Origin of the sequence: Peiella sedimenti (assembly GCF_030504955.1) — a bacterium.
Taxonomy (GTDB): Bacteria; Pseudomonadota; Alphaproteobacteria; order Caulobacterales; family Caulobacteraceae; genus Brevundimonas; species Brevundimonas sedimenti.
In genome coordinates, this window is record NZ_JAUKTR010000004.1 from 259073 (window position 1) to 279038 (window position 19966).

At 68.5% G+C, this 19966-nt stretch carries 19 protein-coding genes; 13 read left to right on the top strand and 6 right to left on the bottom strand.

What is annotated here, in order from left to right; translation table 11 throughout:
- Positions 1-17: 17 nt before the first annotated feature.
- On the bottom strand, positions 18-3239 hold the full coding sequence (locus tag Q0812_RS11055; protein WP_302110394.1) for an autotransporter outer membrane beta-barrel domain-containing protein: 3222 nt from the start codon (positions 3237-3239) through the stop codon (positions 18-20).
- 216 nt (positions 3240-3455) lie between these two features.
- Here Q0812_RS11055 and Q0812_RS11060 point away from each other — a divergent pair, with 216 nt between their 5' ends.
- The 3 genes from Q0812_RS11060 (at position 3456) to Q0812_RS11070 (ending at position 5862) form a co-directional block, all read left to right on the top strand.
- Positions 3456-4328, top strand: coding sequence for an SPFH domain-containing protein (locus Q0812_RS11060; RefSeq protein ID WP_302110395.1), 873 nt, complete (start codon positions 3456-3458; stop codon positions 4326-4328).
- A gap of 4 nt (positions 4329-4332) precedes the next feature.
- Positions 4333-4500: a type II toxin-antitoxin system antitoxin gene (locus Q0812_RS11065; RefSeq protein ID WP_302110396.1), complete on the top strand. Its 168-nt coding sequence runs from the start codon at positions 4333-4335 to the stop codon at positions 4498-4500.
- A gap of 126 nt (positions 4501-4626) precedes the next feature.
- Positions 4627-5862 carry a glycosyltransferase gene (locus Q0812_RS11070; RefSeq protein WP_302110397.1) on the top strand — a complete coding sequence of 412 codons (1236 nt, stop codon included), beginning with the start codon at positions 4627-4629 and terminating at the stop codon, positions 5860-5862.
- On the opposite strand, the gene Q0812_RS11075 is transcribed toward Q0812_RS11070, so the two are convergent.
- Together Q0812_RS11075 and Q0812_RS11080 are read right to left on the bottom strand one after the other, a co-directional pair.
- Positions 5788-7218 (bottom strand): glycosyltransferase family 2 protein, encoded by a 1431-nt coding sequence (locus Q0812_RS11075; protein ID WP_302110398.1) that lies wholly within the window; start codon positions 7216-7218, stop codon positions 5788-5790. The genes Q0812_RS11070 and Q0812_RS11075 overlap by 75 nt on opposite strands.
- A gap of 67 nt (positions 7219-7285) precedes the next feature.
- The gene (locus tag Q0812_RS11080) at positions 7286-9304 is read right to left on the bottom strand and encodes a lytic transglycosylase domain-containing protein (RefSeq protein WP_302110399.1); all 2019 of its coding nucleotides are present in this window, start codon (positions 9302-9304) and stop codon (positions 7286-7288) included.
- Between the two features lie 102 nt (positions 9305-9406).
- Here Q0812_RS11080 and dapA point away from each other — a divergent pair, with 102 nt between their 5' ends.
- Both dapA and smpB read left to right on the top strand, forming a co-directional pair.
- Positions 9407-10291, top strand: a complete 885-nt coding sequence (gene dapA, locus Q0812_RS11085; protein ID WP_302110400.1) for a 4-hydroxy-tetrahydrodipicolinate synthase — start codon at positions 9407-9409, stop codon at positions 10289-10291.
- 1 nt (position 10292) lies between these two features.
- On the top strand, positions 10293-10757 hold the full coding sequence (gene smpB, locus Q0812_RS11090; protein ID WP_302110401.1) for an SsrA-binding protein SmpB: 465 nt from the start codon (positions 10293-10295) through the stop codon (positions 10755-10757).
- Here the strand turns inward: smpB and Q0812_RS11095 are convergent.
- From Q0812_RS11095 to Q0812_RS11105, 3 genes are all read right to left on the bottom strand, one after another.
- Complete coding sequence (locus tag Q0812_RS11095) at positions 10754-10936, bottom strand: hypothetical protein (RefSeq protein WP_302110402.1); 183 nt, start codon at positions 10934-10936, stop codon at positions 10754-10756. The two genes, smpB and Q0812_RS11095, sit on opposite strands and share 4 nt — an antisense overlap.
- Positions 10937-11214: 278 nt before the next feature.
- Positions 11215-11862 (bottom strand): uracil-DNA glycosylase, encoded by a 648-nt coding sequence (locus Q0812_RS11100; protein ID WP_302110403.1) that lies wholly within the window; start codon positions 11860-11862, stop codon positions 11215-11217.
- Positions 11859-12404, bottom strand: coding sequence for a LabA-like NYN domain-containing protein (locus Q0812_RS11105; protein WP_302110404.1), 546 nt, complete (start codon positions 12402-12404; stop codon positions 11859-11861). The genes Q0812_RS11100 and Q0812_RS11105 overlap by 4 nt, the downstream gene beginning before the upstream one ends.
- Between Q0812_RS11105 and folK the strand changes: the two genes are divergently transcribed.
- The 8 genes from folK (at position 12403) to acpS (ending at position 19959) form a co-directional block, all read left to right on the top strand.
- Entirely contained in the window at positions 12403-12942 is a 540-nt protein-coding gene (gene folK / locus Q0812_RS11110; RefSeq protein ID WP_302110405.1) for a 2-amino-4-hydroxy-6-hydroxymethyldihydropteridine diphosphokinase, read from the top strand. The two genes, Q0812_RS11105 and folK, sit on opposite strands and share 2 nt — an antisense overlap.
- Positions 12943-13032: 90 nt before the next feature.
- Complete coding sequence (locus tag Q0812_RS11115; RefSeq protein WP_302110406.1) at positions 13033-15099, top strand: alkaline phosphatase D family protein; 2067 nt, start codon at positions 13033-13035, stop codon at positions 15097-15099.
- Positions 15100-15208: 109 nt separating this feature from the next.
- Entirely contained in the window at positions 15209-15568 is a 360-nt protein-coding gene (gene rpoZ / locus Q0812_RS11120; protein ID WP_302110407.1) for a DNA-directed RNA polymerase subunit omega, read from the top strand.
- 119 nt (positions 15569-15687) lie between these two features.
- Positions 15688-17844, top strand: a complete 2157-nt coding sequence (locus Q0812_RS11125) for a RelA/SpoT family protein (protein WP_302110408.1) — start codon at positions 15688-15690, stop codon at positions 17842-17844.
- Positions 17841-18197 (top strand): DUF952 domain-containing protein, encoded by a 357-nt coding sequence (locus Q0812_RS11130; protein ID WP_302110409.1) that lies wholly within the window; start codon positions 17841-17843, stop codon positions 18195-18197. The genes Q0812_RS11125 and Q0812_RS11130 overlap by 4 nt, the downstream gene beginning before the upstream one ends.
- 11 nt (positions 18198-18208) lie before the next feature.
- Positions 18209-18793, top strand: coding sequence for an orotate phosphoribosyltransferase (gene pyrE, locus Q0812_RS11135; RefSeq protein WP_302110410.1), 585 nt, complete (start codon positions 18209-18211; stop codon positions 18791-18793).
- A gap of 6 nt (positions 18794-18799) precedes the next feature.
- The gene (locus Q0812_RS11140) at positions 18800-19558 is read left to right on the top strand and encodes a pyridoxine 5'-phosphate synthase (protein ID WP_302110411.1); all 759 of its coding nucleotides are present in this window, start codon (positions 18800-18802) and stop codon (positions 19556-19558) included.
- Entirely contained in the window at positions 19555-19959 is a 405-nt protein-coding gene (gene acpS, locus Q0812_RS11145; RefSeq protein WP_302110412.1) for a holo-ACP synthase, read from the top strand. Before Q0812_RS11140 ends, acpS begins: the two co-directional genes overlap by 4 nt.
- Positions 19960-19966 lie beyond the last annotated feature (7 nt).

Sequence of the window (19966 nt, forward strand, 5' to 3'; positions counted from 1 at the left end):
GTGGTCAAGGCCGCGCCTTAGAACCGGAAGGTCGCGCGCAGCAGCACGTTGTACCGGATGTAGTCGTCGATCATCTCGGCGTCGCCTTCCAGCGACAGGAAGCTCATCTCGTTGCCGACGTTCAGGCGGAAACCGATCAGCGGGCCGCCGCCTTCGAAGGTGTCGGGCGTCAGGAGGAAGGGCGCGCCGCCCGACAGGAAGCGGGCGGTGGTCTCGCCGGCCTCGACCGAGATGTTCTGCTTCCAGCCCAGGCGAACCTCGGGGCGGAACCAGCGGTTCTGGCCGAAGGCCGCGCCGAAGCTGACCGCCGCGGTGGACGACAGCACATGGCCGTCACGGCTGTCGATGCCCAGGTCGAAGCCCGCGCCGCCGCCGGACTCTTCGTGGGAGTCCTCGCTGAGCATGAAGTACTCGACCATGAGCTCGGGCCGGATCGAGTAGCGACCGAAGGTGTGCTCGTAGGACGCTCCGCCGGCCGCGGCCAGGGTGTAGCCGTTCCAGCTGGATTCGGTGCGGCGGTTGATGCCGGTGACGACGAACTGGCGGGTGCTGTCGAAGCTGGCGTAGCCGCCGGCCACGCGGGCCCAGGTGGTCCACCGCTGACCCTGGGCGCGCCAGTAGAGGCCCAGCTCCAGCAGGCTGGCGCTGAGCTGTTCCTCAGCCTCGGCCTCGGGATCTTCCAGATCAGAGGAGGTGAAGGCGACCGAGACGCCCACCGCGCCCATGGCCGTGCCGCGCTCGATGCCGCCGGCGAAGCCGAAGCCCTCGGAGCGGAAGCCGTAGGCCTGGTCCTTGTCCTTGTCGGCGTAGAAGTTGATCTCCTGCAGCCAGGCGCTGGTCTGCCCCGGCTGAGCCGGATAGCCGCGACCGGCCAGGGCCCGGGTGACCGAGTCCACGCCCGCGGCCAGCGACATCAGCGGGCCGCCCGAATGGTCAGGCAGCATCTGCTCGAAGGCGTTGATGAAATTCTCGCGGGTCGTCTGGTCCAGGAAATAGTTGCGCAGCGCGCTGTCAGACCCGAGCGCGTTGTAGACCGCATCAAGCGCGGACGTCTCGGCGCCGTTCAAACCTGCTTCCGCGGCCGTGCGGCGGCGGACGTCCACATAGACCTGGCCGGCCCCGACGTCGGTGCCCGCCTGGGTGACGAACAGGTAGGGTGAATTGGTGCTGATCAGGTCGTCGTCCAGAGCGCCGGCCGTCAGTGTTCCCGCCTGAACGATGACGAAACGCGTCGGGTCCTGGAGCAGGGAGGTGAACCGCACCCCGACCGCGGCGCCCGTGGCGAAGTTGGCCGCCCCGGTGACGTTGAACCCGCCGACGATGTTGTTGGCCGCGTCGATGCTGACCAGCAGCGAGCCGCCGCTGCCCACGTTGAGGCTGGAGATGGTCGTCGTGGTGGCCTGGCGCGCCTCGAGCGTGCCCGAGGTCAGATTGATGTCGAGCAGGCCGTCCGTGTCGGTCACGGCGCCGCGCACGACCGAGCCGCCCGAGATGAGCAGCTGGTCCTGACCGTCTCCGAAGGCCATGGCTCCCGTCACGAAGCCGTTCTGGACGTCCAGCGTGTCGTCGCCTGAGCCGAACAGGATGTCGCCCTGAATGACTGGCTCGTCCGCGTCATCGACGCCGTCGCTGTCGCCGTCGGGGTCGGCCACGTCATCGTCGCCGTCGTCGCCGTCGTTAACGCCGGTCTGTACGATGGAGACGCCCGTCGTGTTGGCGCGCAGGTCCAGGGCGATCGCCTGACCGGTGATCTCCTCGTTGCCGGGATCGATGTCAGCGTCGTCGTCGTCGTCGCTGTCGTCGGTCGGGAAGATGGTCGCGCGGATCTTGCCCGAGTTGGTGATGGAGGTGACCGTCCCCGCCTCGTCGACGAAGGCGCGGGCGTCGCCGTCCTCGCCCAGGCGGTTGGCGTCGAGGACGCCGGTGTTGGCGAAGCTGGTGACGCCCGCGCCGGCGGCGATGTGGATGCCGGTGGCGGAGAAGGCGGCGCCGTCGAAATACGATTCGCTGAGGATCGTGCCGGTGTTGACGATCGCCGGAACGGTCGCGCCGCTATTGATCAGGATAGCGGTGGTCGAAGCCCGGAAGCCGTCGCCGACGATTTCGCCCTCGTTGCGCAGGCCGCCCATGAGGGTGACCGCCTGCCCGTCGCCGATCTGCACGCCTATGCCGGTGAAGCCGTCGAATACGCCGTGGCCGGCGATGGAGCCCCGGTTGATGAAGGCGTAGGCGCGATCGCCCGTTCCAACCTCACCCAGGGTGATGGCGCGGCTGTCCGATCCGATCAGGACGGCTGCGGCCGGCCCGTAGCTGGTGATGACCGCGGTGGTCTCGGAGCTATCGGTGATGCCGTCGTTGTCCTCGTCGTCCTCGTCGGGATCGAGGTTGGGCTGGGCGCGGTCGAGCAGAAGCCCGCCCGCGATATCGCCGGCGATGCGCAGGGCCGGGCCGCCGAGGCCGAGGTCATCGCCGTCGAGGCGCTCGATGAAGGTCTGGCTAGGCCGCGTCGAATAGCGGAAGCCGGTCGTGGTCAGGACGCCGTCGACAACGGCCGAACCGCCGATGTCGCCCTCGATCGAGACGCTGGTGGACCCCGGACCGGTCGCGGCGACCGCGCCTCCGATGGTCACATTCCCGCTGACGGGTCCGAGCAGATGGATGCCGAAGTTGTCGTTGCCCAGGACCGAGATGGTGGCCCGGCTGCTGAAGTCGCCGACCAGGCCCGTCTCGACGGAAACGCCTGCGGAACTGTTGCCCTCGAGAATGATCGAACTGTTTCGGGCGAGGGAGATGTCGCCGGTCAGGGGATCCGGTCCGGTGACGCGCAGGCCGAAGCGTCCCGTGCCGGTGGCGAAGGCCCCGTCCAGATCGCCATCGTTGTCCGTATCGGTGTTCGAGCCCTGGGTGTCGGTCAGGCGGATGGAGCCGCCCAACGTGATGTCCGCCGTGACGCCGCCGTTGACCAGGACCGCCGTCGAGCCGTCGCCTGAATTCTCGAAAGTGATCGTCCCGCCCGAGTCGATGGTGAAATTGTTGTTCGAGTTCACGGTTACGGCCGTGCCGGACGTCAGGGTGATGGAGCCGCCATTGGCGATACGGACGCTGTCGGCGCCCGATCCCGTCGCATTCCCTGTCGTGATGGGCGTCGTGCGGGCGTTCGAGATGACGACCTCGGCGGCGGCGCCGGAAGCGATCGCAAGGGGAGCCAGGGCGACAGCCGCCGCGAGCAGTTTACGCATCAGGAATCCCCTACGATCTCAGTCACAGTCAAACGACGGCGCTCGGAAGCACGCGAAGCGCGCCGAGCCTGCCCCAACTTTCGCGAATTTGAGGCGAATGCAAGGCCAAACCCGCCGTCGCGGCATAGCACTGATCGGCCCGCGGCCCAAAGGCCTCCATATTGCGCCGCCTGCTTTCATGGTGATATCGTCGCGCAATCGCACCTGGAGGGGGCCATGCCCGAGATCACCGCTACCAATGAACGCGCCGCCCGCACGGCAAGCGGCCTGTTGATGTTGCTTCTGTCGCTGGCGCTGCTGATCGGGTCAGTTCCGTTGTTCGCTCAGGAAACCGGCCTCTCCATCCTGGGCGGCATTCTCTGCGCGTCTGTGGGTGCGTTCCTGATGATGGGGCTGTACGCCCTGCAGCCGAACCAGGCGGCGGCCCTGACCTTCTTCGGCGAGTATCGCGGCACGGACCGGACCACCGGTCTGCGCTGGGTGGCCCCGTGGATCATGCGCAAGAAGGTGTCGGTGCGGGTTCGCAACGTCACCAGCGACAAGCTGAAGGTGAACGACAAGCGCGGCAATCCGATCGAGATCGCCGCCAACGTCGTCTGGCGGGTGCGCGACACGGCCCAGGCCCTGTTCGACGTGGATGACTATGCGGAGTTCGTGAATATTCAGATCGATACGGGTCTGCGGGACATCGCCTCGCACTACGCTTACGACCACGGCGAGGATGAGGAGCCCACCCTGCGAGCCGACGCCGAACTGGTGGCCGAGCGCCTGCGCGAGGAGCTGAACACCCGGGTCGCGGTGGCGGGTATCGTCGTCGACGAAGCGCGTCTGGCGCACCTGGCCTATGCTTCGGAAATCGCCAGCGCCATGCTGAAGCGACAGCAGGCCGAGGCCGTGCTGGCCGCCCGCCGACTGATCGTGAAAGGCGCGGTGGGGATGGTCGAGAGCGCCCTGACCGATTTGGGGGAGCGTGGCGTCGTTGACCTGGACGAGGATCGCAAGGCGGCCATGGTCTCCAACCTGCTGGTGGTGCTGTGCGCCGACCGCGAAGCTCAGCCGGTCGTGAACACGGGCACGCTGTACGGCTGATCCCATGGCCGCAAAGCCAGAGAAAAAGCCCTTCCTGTTGCGGATCAATCCCGCTGTCCTGGCGGCGGTCGAGAAATCGGCCGCCGCTGATCTGCGCAGCGTCAACGCCCAAATCGAGATTCTTCTGCGCGAGGCTCTGGCGCGCCGGGGAAGGGACCTGGGGACAGACTGACCCCGCGGATGGCTTGGCCATATTCGCGCCGAAATTCGGCGTAAGGCCAAGCTTTGAGTGACGTGGCGCATCCTCAAGGCCGCCTCATGCGTTCTCGGGCCTGAGTACAACAGCTGGAGGCCGACGATGGCGATGGAAGACCGCGAGTTCCGCTGGGCGCCGCGTCTGGAGACGCGGATCGCCGATACGCTGCGGAACCTGGATCGCAGTTTCGACGATCCGCGGCCGCGCCTGGTCGACACCACCATGCAGTACGCCCCGGTCAGCGGCGGGGTGAAGCGCTACCTCCACGCCAAACGGGCATGGCTGGACGCCCACCGGCCCGGAGTGCGCCACACCCTGGTGGTGCCTGGGCCGAAGTCACAGGCCCGCGAGGCGGGGCTGTTGACCGTCGCGGCGGCCAAGCTGCCGTTCTGCGCCGGCTATCGCTGGCCCATGAACCGAGACAAGTGGGCCGCCTGGCTGGCCTCGCTGAAACCCTCGGTCATCGAGGCGGGCGACCCTTACGGCCCCGGCGTCGCGGCGATCGAGGCGGGTCAGACGGTGGGGGCGCCGGTCGTCGGCTTCTGTCACTCGGATCCGGCCCAGCTGGCGGCGCTGCACTGGGGCGAATGGGCCAGGAAGCCCATCCAGAAGAAGTGGGCCGAGATCTTCAACCGTTTTGACATGGTCGTGGCCCCCAGCCGCTACATCGCCGGGCGCCTGTCCGAATCCGGGGTGAGCCGGATCGTTCATCGGCCGCTAGGCGTGGACGTGGACACCTTCCATCCGGCAAAGGCGGATCCAGAGGGACTGCGGCGCGAGCTTCGGCTCGGCGACGAGGAGCGCCTGCTGGTCTTCGCCGGCCGTCCGGCGAAGGAAAAGAACGTCGATGTGATGGTCGAGGCGGTGCAGCGCCTCGGCGCGCCCTATAGGCTGATCCTGGTGGGCGCGGGCGAGGGCTTCGAGGACGAGGACCGCGTGATCTGCCTGCCCTTCCAGCAGGACGCTTCGGCGGTGGCGCGAGTGATCGCCAGCTGCGACGCCTTCGTCCACGCCAACGAAAAGGAACCCTTCGGCCTTGTGGTGCTCGAGGCCATGGCCTGCGGCGTGCCGGTGGTCGGGGTGAACGCCGGAGGGGTGGCCGAAACCGTCGATGAGAGCGTCGGGCAACTGGCGTCGGCTCCGGAGGCTAGGGTCTACGCCCGGGCGATCTCGGACCTGTTCGAACGCGACCTGAAGGGGCTGGGCGAAGCCGCGCGCGAGCGGGCGGCGACCCACTACTCGTGGAACCGCGTCTTCGAAGACCTATGCATGGTCTACGCCGAGGTAAGCGGCCGCTCCGCTTTCGTCGAGCCGGCGGAGGCCTACGCCGTCCACTGAAGGCGGCAGGTCAGGCCGATGCTCGGTCTTGTCCCAATGAAAGGGCTTGCGCCCCAGCTGCCACAGGGCGTGGACCATCGCCACCGTCATCAGGCACCAATAGGCCGGCGCCAGCAGAGCGTCTCGAAGGTCATAGGCGACGCCGATGCGGCGACAGGCGGTGACGCTGATCGTAATGGCGGTGACGTAGCCGAAGACAAGAAGCGCCAGGTCCGTGGGCGGTATCATCGGGACGACGCCCGCAAGAAGCGAGGTCAGAAGCGCCGCCGCAGCCCAGGCCAGGGCGAGCGCGTAGGCCAGCGCCGTGGCGGTGGTCTGGCCCAGCGTCAGCAGGAGGGCGGTCATGCCCCGGACGCCCAGGCGCGACGGTTCACGCGTATGGACTCCTAAGGTCTGGACGAAGCCCTTGAGCCAGCGCGCCCGCTGCGGCAGCCAGGCTGACAGATCCTCGGGCGGCGACTCCCAGGTCGGGCGGCTGATCATCCCTATGCGGTAGCCGTGGGCGTAGAGGCGGAACGCCATGTCCGCGTCTTCCGTGACGTTGTAGGGATCCCAGCCCCGCACCGCCTCAAGCGCCTCGCGCCGGAAGTGGTTGCTGGTGCCGCCCAGCGGCAGCGGCATGCGCAGCCTGGCGAGAGCGGGTAAGGCGGACTCGAATAGGGCGGCGTACTCGGCCCGGAACTGGCGCCCCACGAGGCCGGCCGAGGGACGGATTCGCAAGGGAGCCTGGAGGCAGGCGAGCCGCTGGTCCGAGGCGGCGAAGCGGGCGGCAGCCTCCCTCAGCTGTAAGGGGTCGGGCCGATCTTCGGCGTCGTAGACCACGACCAGCTCGCCCCGGCACCAGCCCAGGCCGTGGTTCAGGGCGCGAGGCTTGGTGCGCGGCGCGCCCGGCGGCACGATCCGCACCTGCATCCAGGGAGGCGGGCCGGCGCGAAGCATGGCCTCCATGGTCTCGGGATCATCGGCCTCGACCAGGATCAGCGCCTCAATTCGGTCTGGGGGATAGTCGATGGCCCTGAGGTGATCGATCAGCTGGGCCGCCATGGCCGCCTCGTGCCGAACCGCCACCAGCAGCGAATAGAACGGAAGCCGAGAGGCGGGCGGCGGCTCGGGATGCCGGGACGAGGCGGAGAGCGCCAGGCAGGCCAGACGCCACAGGCAGCCGATCAGAAATCCCCACCACAGCGTGCGGTGGATCACGGTGGTCAGCAGGTCGAAATCGGCGACGCCGAGAGTGATCGCGCCCCCGACGAAAAGCGCGACCGTCGCCGCCTGGCCAAGGGTGAAGGCGCGCATCGCCGCGCCCTGACGCTCCGGCGGTCCGGGCGCAGGCCCCAGTAGCCGCACCTCAAGCACGCAACACCCCCTGATGAACCCTCTGGTTGCGCACTCTGCACAATCCGAGGGCCGTCGAAAAGGTGTGTTATCTCAAAGAGTCGTAGGGCCTGGGTCCGAACGAGCCGCGTTCGATGTCTTCCAGCAGCGACAGGCGCGCGGTCCCGCCATTCAGTCGGGCCTGATAGACCTGCCGGTTCTCCATGACCCGCATCATGTAGTTCCGGGTCTCGGTAAAGGGCACGCACTCGATGAAGTCGAGCGCATCGACGTTCGGGTCACGCGGGTCGCCGCAGTAGGGGATCCATTGCGGCGGGCGGGCCGGGCCTGCGTTGTAGGCCACGGCGGTCAGCAGATACGAGCCGTTCTGCGCCTGGAGCATTTCACCCAGGTGATAGGCGCCCAGCTGCATGTTGTAGTCGGCGTCCCAAAGCCGGCTTTCGGACCAGGGCACTCCCATGCGACCGGCCACGCCCCGCGCCGTCGAGGGCAGCAGCTGCATCATGCCGCGCGCATCGGCGCTGGAGCGGGCGCGCGGATCGAAGGCGCTTTCCTGGCGCGTGATGGCCAGGACGAAGGCCTCGTCGGCGTCCATGGGATGGGTGGGGTAGCTGCGGATCGGATAGGCGCGCTCGGGCAGGACGACGCCCTTCTGGCCCGCCGTGCGGCCCACATGCAGGGACAGGTCCTGATCGCCGTAGTCGCGAGACAGATCAACGAGGAGCGCCAGATCGGCCGGGCGCTCCAGTTGTCCGTCCAGCTCCATGACGAACACGCGCATCAGGGGCCGCTCGTCCGCCTCGGCCAGGAGGCGCGCCGCGCGCACCAGTGGATAGGCTTCGAAGCGCGCCTGATCCTGGGCGCTGATCTCGGGTTCGGATGGCAGGCGGATTTGCTGCACGCCCGCGGCCTGGGCCGCCAGCTGACCATAGAAGGAATGGATATGCTGACCGCCCTCGCGCCAGTAGGCGAGGGCCTGATCGCGATTACCTGCGGCGTCGGCGGCGCGGCCCAGCCAGTAATAGGCGCGACCCTGGGTGATGGGGGTCGAGCTCATCCGGCGCAGGGCGTCGAAATGCTGGGCCGCGCGCACGGGGTCGTTGAGCTTGCGAAGGGCCGCCCAGCCGGCGAAGAACTCGGCGTCCACGGCGCGCTCGCCCGAGGTGAAGCCGTGACCTGCCATGGCCTCATAGGCGGCGCGGCCGTTGCCGGCTTGCAGCGCGTCGATGAAATAGTTGCGCCGCTCGGTCCACAGCAGGTTTTGCCCCGCGCGGTCCTGGGGCGCGGGCGGGAAGCGTCCCAGCTCGGCGAAGCCCTCGCTCTCGCGGCCGTTCAGGCGGGCGCGGCGGGCCCGCTCCACCGCCAGGCCCGGATGATCCGCCAGCGACCCCGCCACATAGCCGGAACCTGAGCCGTTCCGCAGGGCGACGCGCGCCTCGGCGAGGGCGCGCCACTCGTCGGACACCAGCGGCAGCATGGCCCGCATGGCGGGCCCCTGAGCGTCATAGAGCAGGGTGTCGAGCCGCCGCTCGTGGTCGTCGCGGGTCAGCCAGCCGCCGAAGCGCGCCAGGAACCGCTCCTGTTCGTTGAGGTCGAAGACCCGTTCGCGCCACCACTGGCGGGCGAAGACCCGCGCCTGATCGCCGCGTCCGGCCGCGTCCAGAGCCTGGGCCAGGGCGATGGCGCCCCAGACGGTCTGGGGTTCTTCGTCGCCGAACCAGGCGATGATCTGCTGGGGCGGCAGGCCGGAGGTTTCGAGCGTGCGCTCCTGAGCGCGGATGCGGCTTTCGGCGCGGGGCCAGTTGCGCAGGGCGTCGCGGTCCGCCTGAAGCGAGGAAAAGCTCATGTGATCGCCCGCCACGTCGATCAGCGCCCATTTGACGATCAGCCGCGCCGTCGGATCGCCGATGCGGGACATGACCTCTTCGGTGCCGATCACGTCGCCGGCGCGGGCCTGGGCCAGGCCCTGGGCGAAGAGCGAGGCGTCCTGCTGGGAGAGGATGCGCGGCTGATAGGGGACCTGGGCGGACGCCGTGGTCGCCACGGGGGCGACGCCCGGCTGGAGTTGCACGGCCAGGGCGAGGATCAGCAGCGGTCCAATCAGCACAAAGATATCCTTCTTCCCTTCAGCAAGTCAGCGCCGGGCCCGTTGCGGCGGAAGGCCCTGACGCCTAGGTTCGCGACAAATCACACGAGCTTCGTTTCACCCATGATCCAACCCCTGTTCAAGGGCGTCTTCACCGCCTTGGTCACACCATTTCGTGACGGAAAAGTGGACGAGGCCGCATTCCGCGCCCTGGTCGAACGCCAGATCGAGGGCGGGGTTCAAGGTCTGGTGCCGATGGGCACCACCGGCGAGAGCGCGACCCTGACTCCAGACGAACACAAGCGGGTGGTCGAGCTGTGCATCGAAGTCGCGGCGGGACGCGTGCGCGTCATCGCCGGCGCCGGCAGCTCGTCCACCGACAAGGCCATTGAACTGGCCCGCCACGCCAAGACGGTGGGCGCGGACGGCGCCCTGGTCGTGACGCCCTATTACAACCGACCCAGTCAGGAGGGCATGGCGCGCCACTTCGAGGCCGTGTGCGATGCGGTCGACCTGCCGATCGTTCTCTACAACGTGCCCTCGCGCACCGGCGTGGACCTGAGCAACGAGACGGTGCTGCGCGCGGCCAAGCACCCCAACTGCGCGGGCCTGAAGGACGCCACGTCTGACCTGGCTCGGCTCAGCCTGATGAGGAACGAAGTCCCTGAGGGCTTCAGCCTGCTGTCGGGGGACGACCCCACCTTCCTCGGCTATCTGGCGCATGGCGGCCACGGCGTGATCTCGGTCACCTCCAACGTTGCGCCCCAGGCCATGGCGGCGCTCTATCAGGCGGCGGTCGACGGGGATTACCCCTCGGCCCTGGCGTGGCAGGACCGGCTGATCCGCCTGCATAAGGCCCTGTTCGCCGACAGCTCGCCCGCGCCGACCAAGTACGCCCTCTCCAGGCTGGGCCTGTGCCTTGAAGACTGCCGCATGCCGATCGCGGAGTGTGCGCTGCCTGCGCGCCCGCAGGTGGACGCCGCCATGCGCGCCGCCGGCGTGATCTGACATGGCCGAGCCGGCCCGCAAGTTGATCGCCGAGAACCGGCGCGCTCGCTTCGACTACTTCCTCGAAGACTCGCTCGAGGCGGGCTTGGCCCTGACCGGCACCGAGGTGAAGTCCCTGCGCGAAGGCAAGGCCAACATCGCCGAATCCTACGCGGCGGTGGAGGGGCGCGAGATTGTCCTGATCAATGCGGACATCCCGCCCTACGGCAAGGCCAACCGCTTCAATCACGAGCCGCGCCGGCCGCGAAAGCTGCTGCTGCACCGCAAGCAGATCGACAAGCTGATCGGCGCGGTCGAGCGGGAAGGGCGCACCCTGATTCCGGTCAAGCTCTACTTCAACGAAAAAGGCAGGGCCAAGCTGGAAGTCGCGCTGGCGAAAGGCAAAAAGGTCCACGACAAGCGCGAGGCCACGGCCGAGCGCGACTGGAAGCGCGACAAGGCCCGGCTGCTGCGAGACCGCGGCTAGTTGAGCGGCTGGGCCGCGGCCACGCCTTCAATCGGGGCCCATTCCGCCACCGAAACCGGCGGCGTCAGCACGAAGGCCTTGGCCAGGGTGATGGTCAGCGTCAGCATGACGGCGCCGACGACCGCGCGCTTGTAAAGGCGGCGCTCCTTCTGTGAAAAGACGTGCTCTCGTGTACGCATGATCCTGAACTCCTGCAGCCCCTGCGCTGCTGGAACGAGGCGGCGCGAGTCGGGTTCCGAGATCGGCGCGGCCGCCGATGAAGTGTGGCGCCGGAACGCCACCCATCCGGACTCGAAAAATACCGTCTGAATCGTCTGATCCGTCCGGATGACGGGACGACCGCCGGAACCGGCCGTCAGATCCAGAATAGGGCGACCTGGACTGGGGTGGACGAGCGAGACCGGCCGCTATGCAGGCCCTGCTGGTACGGCCCTCCCGAAGCCTGGGAGAGCGGAGACTAGCTGCGCGCGTGATCCCGGGCGCGGCGCAGGACGTCCATGAACATCTCAGGCGTCAGGCGGCCCGTGTTCGTGTTCAGCCGGGAGCAGTGATAGCTGTTGAACAGGCGGTAGGGGCCGATGTCAGCCTCTACCCCATGACCCGCCGCCATGGCCGAGGCCCTGGCGCCCAAGGCCGCCAGCACGTTCTTGCGTGAAATATCGCCCAGGGTGACGATGCTGCGCAGACGGGGCAGGGCGGCCAAGCGCGACATGAGGAAGGGGCGGCAGGTGCGCTCTTCCACCGGCAGGGGCTTGTTGCCCGGCGGGGCGCAGCGCACGGCGTTGGTGATCATACAGTCGATCAAGGTCAGGCCGTCGTCGGGGCGAGCCTGATACCGTCCCTCGGCCAGGCCCAGGGCGATCAGGGTCTCGTAGAGGATCACGCCGGCCCCGTCGCCGGTGAAGGGCCGGGCGGTGCGGTTGGCGCCGGTGCGGCCGGGGGCGAGGCCCACGATCAGCAGGCGCGCGTTCTCATCGCCGAACGAGGCGACGGCGCCGTTGAACCAGGTGGGCTCCTTCCGCCGGTTCTCTTCGCGATAGGCGACCAGGCGCGGGCACAGGGGACAGTCCGCCGGCGCCTCGGGCGGATAGGCGGCGGCGCTCATTCGCCGCGCGGCGCCTTGGGGCGGCCGAAGACGGACATCAGATCGGCCAGTTCCACGAAGTTGTCGGCCTGGCGGCGCAGCTCGTCGGCGATCTGGGGCGGCTGGGTCTTGAGCGAGGAAATGACCGTGACGCGCACGCCCCTTCGCTGCACGGCTTCGACCAGGCGGCGGAAGTCGCCGTCGCCGGAGAACAGCACGGCGTGGTCGATGCGGTCGGCGATCTCGAGCATGTCCACCGTTAGGTCCACATCCATGTTGCCCTTGATTCGCTGGACGCCGTCGTGGCCCGTGAACCGCTTGGCCGGCTTGGTGACCATGTGGAAGCCGTTGTAGTCCAGCCAGTCCACGAGCGGCCGGAGCGGCGAATAGTCGTCGTTCTCGGTGACCGCGGTATAGTAGTACGCCCGGACCAGCACGCCCTTGCGGCGGAACTCGTCCAGCAGGGCCTTGAAGTCGAGATCGAAGTTCAGGGACTTGGCGGCGGAATAAAGATTGGCCCCATCGATGAAGAGGGCCAGACGCTCGTTGGGATAGAAGGTCATGGAGCGGCGGTGTCCGATCGCGCTGGAGGGAGGGCAGGAGGCCCTGGACCGCGCCGTGGTTATCGCCCTCGGCTCGAACTTGAAAGGGGTCTGGGCCTCAACGGAGGCCCTGCTGGCGGCGGCGATGGCGCGTCTCCGGCCCGAGGGACTGGATGTGATCGCCTGTTCGTCCTGGTGGCGCTCGGCCGCCTGGCCTGATCCGGATGAGCCGCCCTATCTGAACGGGGTGGCGGTGGTGGAGACCACGCTGGATGCGCACGAGACGCTGCAGGCGCTGGGCCGGATCGAGGAGGCCTTCGGGCGCGATCGGGGCGAAAGAAACGCGCCGCGCACCCTCGATCTGGACCTCATCGCCTATGGCCGTTTGGCCGGCGATCTGAACGGCCTGATCCTGCCGCACCCGCGCGCGGCCGAGCGCCGCTTCGTCATGGGGCCGCTGGCCGAGATCGCGCCGGAGTGGACGCACCCGGTGCTGGGCCTGACGGCGGCGGCCCTGGCGGACAGGGCCACGGTGGGGCGGGACGCGCGGCCGGTCTAGGCTTGCCCTCCAGCCAAACAAGCAACATCGACCCCTCATGATAGCAGGCGCGAGGGGCGTAGGCTGTGGACTTCAGTGGGGGAGCTTCGGATGACCATGACACACCTCGACCGCCGTTCCGTCCTGGCCGCGGCGGCGGCCATGGGGGCTACGGCCATGTTCGCCGGACGCGCGCACGCCTCCAGCCGGCGCTGGCGCGAGGACCGCACCCTGTATCCGTACGGCGTCGCTTCAGGCGATCCGGACCCCAACAGCGTCATCCTGTGGACCCGCCGCGCCTTTGACGAGGCCGACCAGGGGACCCTGCACGTCGAGATCGCGCTGGACCCCGAGTTCCGGCGAGTGATCTCCACCGAACGGGTGGTGGCGCGGCCTGAGTCGGACTGGACGGTGCGCGTGCTCGCCTCGGGGCTCGAGCCCGCGACGGTCTACTGGTACCGCTTCACCGATGACGCCGGCGCGGGCAGCCGCATCGGCCGCACCATCACCGCGCCGCGCGAAGACGACCCGCGTCCGCGCCAGTTCGCCTTCGCCTCATGCCAGAGCGTCAACGAGGGCAAGCAGAACGCCTATGCGCGCCTGATCTGGGACGACCAGCGCAAGCCGGAGGACCAGCGGCTGGGCTTCATGCTGCACCTGGGGGACTTTATCTACGAGGTGATGGAGTATCCCGACGAGGTGCCGACGCGCCTGGGCCGCACGGTCTATGAGGTCGCCCGGCTGCCGGACGCGCGCAAGATCGGCAACTTCTATGTGCCGACGACCCTGACCGGCTATCGCATGACCTATCGGGGACACATCATCGATCCGGACATCCAGGACGCGCGCGCCTACCTGCCGTTCGTCTGCATCGGCGACAATCACGAGTTCTCCTGGCTGGGCCACCAGGCCTATACCGGCTTCGGCAGCATCCAACCCGCCATGCAGCTGAAGGTGGCGGCCAATCAGGCCTGGTGGGAGTACATCCCCTCACGGGTCAAAAAGGCCTCCGGGCCGGGCCTCGACGCCTTCGAACCGCCCGCTGTCGAAAACACGCCATCGGATAACGCCTACCTGCCGGTCGTGATCGACGAGCCCAACAACCTGGCGGCCATCAACAGCATGATCGCCTACCGCAAGTTCCGGTACGGCAAGAACATCGACGTCATCATCACCGACCTGCACAGCTATCGAGGACGATGGCCGACCCAGCGGCGAGAGCTGGCGCGCTTCGGCATGCAGGAGTTTCCAGCCGATCCGCAGGAGATGTACGAGGCCATCGACGCCGGCCGCGCCTATGACGGCGGCAACCCGCCCGATGAGATCACCTACGGCCCCCACTCGATCCCGAACTTCCGCAAGGACGAGCCGCCCATGTCGGTTCTGGGGGAAACCCAGAAGCAGTGGCTGAAGGACGCGCTGGCGAGCTCGCAGGCGACCTGGAAGGTCTGGGCCATAACCAACGGGCCCCTCCTCATGCGGATGGACATGCAGAACCTGCCTGAGGGCATGACGCCTGCATGGCCAGGCCGGGACTTCGGCGTCATCGGCAGCCTGGACTTCAGCGGAGCCTTCCACGAGCGGAACGAGATGTATCAGTTCGTCCGCGACCAGGGCCTGACTGGATTCGTCACCGTGTCGGGGGACCGGCACAGCTTCTGGGCGGGCTACGCCACGGACGTTCTGCCGCCCCGGGGCTTTGAGCCCGTGGGCCTGAGTTTCATCACGGGGTCGATTTCGTCGCCAGGCGGGCAGGAGGCCTATGAGACGACCATGGCCCGGGACTATGCCCTCAGGCCGATCTTCCTCGCGGACACGCCGGGGCAGGAGAGGCCCGACCCGGTCATCAACATGACCTATAACCACGGGGTCCGCACCGCGCTGGAATACAGCCGCTCCTTTGATCTGGAGGCCGCCAAGGCCCTGAGCAACCCGGACCTGTCCCCGCACCTGACCTTCGTGGACGTGGGCGGACACGGCTTCTCGATCGTGCGGGCCACCGAGGCCGAGATCACCACCGAGTTCGTCTGCATCCCGCACCCGAAGACCCGGGCGGAGACGCCGGACGGCGGGCCGATCCGCTATCGCGTGCAGCACCGGGCGCAGCTGTGGGGCCGGGGCGAGCGGCCCCGGATGACGCAAGAGGTGCTGGAGGGCGACGCGCGGTTCTCGACGTAGGCGCGGGAAGGGGACAGCGGGACGGCCGCCGCAATGCCGCCATTGCGGCGTTGCACAATGACGCCAGACCCTCTATTTTCTCCCGTTCTCCCCACTCGCCGAGGATTCCATGGCCCGCGTCACCGTCGAAGACTGCATCGAGAAGGTCCCGAACCGTTTCGGCCTGGTCCTGCTGGCCGGCCACCGAGCGCGCGCCATCTCGAACGGCGCGCCGCTGACCATCGATCGCGACAACGACAAGAACCCCGTCGTGGCCCTGCGCGAACTGGCGGACGACGCGGTTCAGCCCGAAGAGCTGAAGGAATCCATCGTCGTGTCGCTGCAGCGCGTTGACGAGCGCAACGACGCCGAGGAAGAGGCCGAGACCCTGGCCCTGCTGGCCGAGCCCCAGCACATGGCCATGAGCGAGCAGGAGCTGCTGCGCGCCCTGCAAAGCGACCGTGACGGCGGCCAGGAGGAGCGCTACTGACGGTCGAGTCCGCCGCCAGCGCCCAACCCCTTCCGGCGGCCGATCCGCCGCCGCCTTCCGCACGGCCTGAAGCCGACGAAGAGCCCGCCCAAGAGCATGGCGGCCGTCCGGCCGGCTATATGCGTCAATTCGAGCTGACCGAACGGGTCAGGTCCTACGATCCCACCGCCGACGAGGGCCTGCTGGACAGGGCCTATGTCTATGCCGTGCGCATGCACGGCTCGCAGAAGCGCGCCTCGGGCGATCCCTATTTCGCCCACCCGATCCAGGTGGCCGGCATCCTGACCGAGTACCGGCTGGACACGGCGTCGATCGTCACCGCCCTGCTGCACGACGTCATCGAGGACACCTCGGCGGGCAAGGGCGACATCGCCGAGCTGTTCGGCGAGGAGATCGCCGAGCTGGTGGAAGGGGTGACCAAGCTGTCGCGCCTGGAGCTGCAGGCCGAGCACGTGCGCCAGGCCGAGAACCTGCGCAAATTCATCCTGGCCATCTCGAAGGACGTGCGCGTCCTCATCGTCAAGCTGGCCGACCGCCTGCACAACATGCGCACGCTTCACTTCGTGAAGCCGGCCAAGCGCGAGCGCATCAGCCGCGAGACCCTGGACGTCTATGCGCCGCTGGCGCGCAACATCGGCATGTACAAGATCGCCTCGGAGTTGGAGGATCTGGCGTTCAGCCACCTCAACCCGACGGCCCACGACGCCCTGGTGCGCCGGCTGGAGGCGCTGCGGCACGAGCACGGCCAGCAGGTGGGCGCCATCGAGGACGCCATCCGCAAGAAGCTGGCCGATCAGGGCCTGGAGGCCCGCGTCTTCGGCCGCGAGAAGTCGCCCTATTCCATCTGGCGCAAGCTGCAGCGCAAGTCGGTGGGCTTTTCGTCCCTGGCCGACATCTACGGCTTCCGGGTCATCGTGGCGAGCGAGGCGGACTGCTACCGGGCGCTGGGCGTGCTGCACCAGGCCTGGTCCATGGTGCCGGGCCGCTTCAAGGACTTCATCTCGACGCCGAAGAGCAACAACTACCAGTCCCTGCACACCACGGTGGTGGGCCCTCGCGGCCTGAAGATCGAGATGCAGATCAGGACCGAGGCCATGGACCGCGTGGCCGAGGACGGCGTGGCGGCCCACTGGCGCTACAAGGACAAGTCCTACGGCTTTGACGCCGATGCGGTGGCGGCGAGCGGGCGCGACCCTCTGAACAACCTGCGCCACCTGGTCCAGGTGATGGAGCACGGCGGCGAGGCCGAGGACTGGGTCGAACACGCCAAGCTGGAGATGTTCGCCGACCAGGTGTTCGTGTTCACGCCGATGGGCGAGCTGATCGGTCTGCCGCGCGGGGCCATGCCGCTGGACTTCGCCTATGCGGTGCACACCAGCATCGGCGACACCGCCGTGGGCGTGAAGATCAACGGCGAGCCGGCGCCCATGCGGACCCTGCTGAGCAACGGCGACGTGGTCGAAATCATCCGCGGGTCCAAGCCCAGCGTGCCGCCGGACTGGCGCAGCCTGACCGTCACCGGCCGGGCCCGGAGCGCCATCAAGCGTCACATCCGCAGCGTCGAGCGCGAGGAATTCCACCGCCTGGGCCGCGCCGCGGTGGATCACGCCCTGGCGCGCGTCGGCAAGGCGCTGGACGAGATTAAGCTGGCCCCGGCGCTGGAGGTGCTGAGCCTCAAGGACGAGGAGGAGCTGTTCGACGCCGTGGGCCGGGGCCGCATCCAGGCCTCGAAGGTGGTCGAGGCCATTTTCCCGGCCATGAAGAGCTCGGAAAAGGCCGCCGCTGCCGCCCGGGTGCGCATCGCGGACCGCAAGCCGGCCAGCCTGTTCGTGCGCGGCGGCGGCCTGACGCCGGGCGTTTCGCTTCACTTCGCGCCGTGCTGCCATCCGCTGCCGGGCGACCGCATCGTCGGCATTCTGCAGTCGGGCCAGGGGCTGACTGTGCACACCATCGACTGTGAACGCCTGGCGGAGTTCCAGGACCGTCAGGACCTGTGGCGCGACCTGCAATGGACGCCCCAGGCCGAGCAGGAGAGCACCGCCTCGGCCCGCCTGCGCGCCACCATCATCCACGCGCCGGGCGTCCTGGGCCAGGTCTGCACCGTCATCGGCGAGGCCGGCGGCAACATTCAGAACCTGACCATGGCGCATCGCCAGTCGGACTTCTTCGAGGTGGTGTTCGACATCGAGGTGAACGACGCGCGGCACGCCACCCACATCGCCGCGGCGTTGCGCACCAACCCGTCGGTGCAGACGGTCGAGCGGCCCAAGGGGTGAGTCGGCCCGTCGCCCTCAAGATCCTGACGCCGGATGAGTGGCGGACCTTCCAGACCGTGGGCGAGTTCGCGGGCGCGCCCATCGACTTTCAGGACGGCTATATCCACCTGTCGACCTGGGATCAGGCCGCCGAGACCCTGGACAAGTACTTCGCGAACCTGCCCAGCGTCGTGGTCGCTGAAGTCGATCTGAGCCTTCTGGATGACGTGCGCTGGGAAGCGTCACGAGGCGGGGCGCTGTTCCCGCACCAGTACGGCGTACTGCCGTTGAGGGCCGTGACCCGCTGGGCCGAGGGCGCGCCGGGCGAGGTCTTGGCGCGGCTGGTTCTTGCGACGGCGAGCGGCGGGGTCTAAGCGGCTTGGCCATGAACACCCAGGACGTGCTCGACGAATTCCGCGCCGCCGGCGCCCTGCGCGAGGGGCACTTCGTGCTCTCCTCGGGCCTGCACAGCCCGGTCTTTCTACAGAAGAACCTGGTCTTCATGCACGCGGACCGGTGCGCGCGCCTGTGCAGCGCCCTGGCCGAGCGCATCAAGGCCGAAGCGCCCGGCGCCGAGGTGGTCATCTCGCCCGCCGTCGGCGGCATTCTGCCCGGGTACGAAACGGCGCGGCATCTGGGCGTGCCGTCCATGTACGTCGAACGTGAGGGCGGCGCCTTCAGGCTGCGGCGGGGCTTCCATCTGGAGCCGGGCGCCAAGGTGGTCATGGTCGAGGACATCGTCACCACGGGCCTGTCCTCGCGTGAGTGCATCGAGGCCATCCGCCAGGCGGGCGGCGAAGTTCTGGCGGCGGCGTGCATCGTCGACCGTTCCGGCGGAAAGGCGGACGTGGGCGCGCCCCTGATCGCCCTGGCCCGGCTGGAGGTTCCGGCTTATCCGGCCGACGCCCTGCCGCCCGAGCTGGCGGCCCTGCCGGTCGAGGACCCCGGCAGCCGGCGGCTGTCTAAGTAGGGGTTGATGAAGGTGGCGCTGGAACCCATCCGCCTGGGCGTCAATATCGACCACGTGGCCACGGTCAGGAACGCGCGCGGGGGGGCGCACCCGGACCCGGTGCGCGCGGCCCAGCTGGCGGTGACGGCGGGGGCCGACGGCATCACGGCGCACCTGCGCGAGGACCGCCGCCATATCACCGACGCCGACATTATCGGCCTGAGCGAGCTGTGCCGCTCATCCGGCGTGCCTCTGAACCTGGAAATGGCGGCCACCGATGAGATGCGCGGCATCGCCCTGCGCCACCGGCCGCACGCGGTCTGCATCGTGCCGGAGCGGCGCGAGGAGCGCACCACCGAGGGCGGTCTGGACGTGGTGAGCGGTCGCGAGCGGCTGGCGGGCCTGGTGGCGGAGCTGGCGGGGGCGGGCAGCCGCGTTTCCCTGTTCATCGCCGCTGATCCGGATCAGGTGCGCGCCTCGGCCGACATAGGCGCCCAAGTGGTCGAGCTGCACACCGGCGCCTGGTGCGAGGCCGTCCGGGAAGGGGCGGGCGAGGCCGAGTTCGCCGCCCTGGCCGCCGCGGCGGACCAGGCGCATGACCTGGGACTGGAGGTTCACGCCGGGCATGGGCTCGATTTCGATACGGCGGCGCAGATCGCCCGACTGCGGCCCATTCGTGAACTCAACATCGGTCACTTCCTGATCGGGGAGGCCGTATTTATCGGCCTGGAGGCCGCCGTGGGCCGCATGCGTCAGGTCATCGGCGAGGCCCGGGCCGGAGCATGATCATCGGGACAGGCTCGGACCTGTGCGACATCCGCCGCATCCAGGCGTCGCTGGACCGTTTCGGCGACCGCTTCAAACAGCGCTGCTTCACGGAGTTGGAGCGCGCTCGTTCTGACCGCAAGCCAAACCCGGCTGAAAGCTACGCCAAGCGTTTCGCCGCCAAGGAGGCCATGTCCAAGGCGCTGGGCCTGGGTCTGCGCGACGGCGTGGCGTGGCGCGAGATCGGGGTCGTGAACCTGCCCACCGGCCAGCCGACGATCCAGGTCAGCGGCCGCACCGCCGAGCGCCTGGCGGCCCTGGTCCCGCCGGGCATGGCGCCCCGCATCCACGTGACCCTGACGGACGAGCCGCCCTATGCTTTCGCAATGGTAATCCTGGAAGCCTTGCCCGCCACGGCCTGAGCGACTA

Coding starts and splice junctions, on each gene's coding strand:
- acpS (WP_302110412.1), top strand. CDS start 19,555: ATGATCATCGGGACAGGCTCGGACCTGTGCGACATCCGCCGCATCCAG.
- Q0812_RS11070 (WP_302110397.1), top strand. CDS start 4,627: ATGGCGATGGAAGACCGCGAGTTCCGCTGGGCGCCGCGTCTGGAGACG.
- Q0812_RS11055 (WP_302110394.1), bottom strand. CDS start 3,239: ATGCGTAAACTGCTCGCGGCGGCTGTCGCCCTGGCTCCCCTTGCGATC.
- dapA (WP_302110400.1), top strand. CDS start 9,407: ATGATCCAACCCCTGTTCAAGGGCGTCTTCACCGCCTTGGTCACACCA.
- Q0812_RS11140 (WP_302110411.1), top strand. CDS start 18,800: ATGAAGGTGGCGCTGGAACCCATCCGCCTGGGCGTCAATATCGACCAC.
- smpB (WP_302110401.1), top strand. CDS start 10,293: ATGGCCGAGCCGGCCCGCAAGTTGATCGCCGAGAACCGGCGCGCTCGC.
- pyrE (WP_302110410.1), top strand. CDS start 18,209: ATGAACACCCAGGACGTGCTCGACGAATTCCGCGCCGCCGGCGCCCTG.
- Q0812_RS11100 (WP_302110403.1), bottom strand. CDS start 11,862: ATGAGCGCCGCCGCCTATCCGCCCGAGGCGCCGGCGGACTGTCCCCTG.
- Q0812_RS11065 (WP_302110396.1), top strand. CDS start 4,333: ATGGCCGCAAAGCCAGAGAAAAAGCCCTTCCTGTTGCGGATCAATCCC.
- Q0812_RS11105 (WP_302110404.1), bottom strand. CDS start 12,404: ATGACCTTCTATCCCAACGAGCGTCTGGCCCTCTTCATCGATGGGGCC.
- Q0812_RS11060 (WP_302110395.1), top strand. CDS start 3,456: ATGCCCGAGATCACCGCTACCAATGAACGCGCCGCCCGCACGGCAAGC.
- rpoZ (WP_302110407.1), top strand. CDS start 15,209: ATGGCCCGCGTCACCGTCGAAGACTGCATCGAGAAGGTCCCGAACCGT.
- Q0812_RS11095 (WP_302110402.1), bottom strand. CDS start 10,936: ATGCGTACACGAGAGCACGTCTTTTCACAGAAGGAGCGCCGCCTTTAC.
- folK (WP_302110405.1), top strand. CDS start 12,403: ATGGAGCGGCGGTGTCCGATCGCGCTGGAGGGAGGGCAGGAGGCCCTG.
- Q0812_RS11125 (WP_302110408.1), top strand. CDS start 15,688: ATGCGTCAATTCGAGCTGACCGAACGGGTCAGGTCCTACGATCCCACC.
- Q0812_RS11115 (WP_302110406.1), top strand. CDS start 13,033: ATGACCATGACACACCTCGACCGCCGTTCCGTCCTGGCCGCGGCGGCG.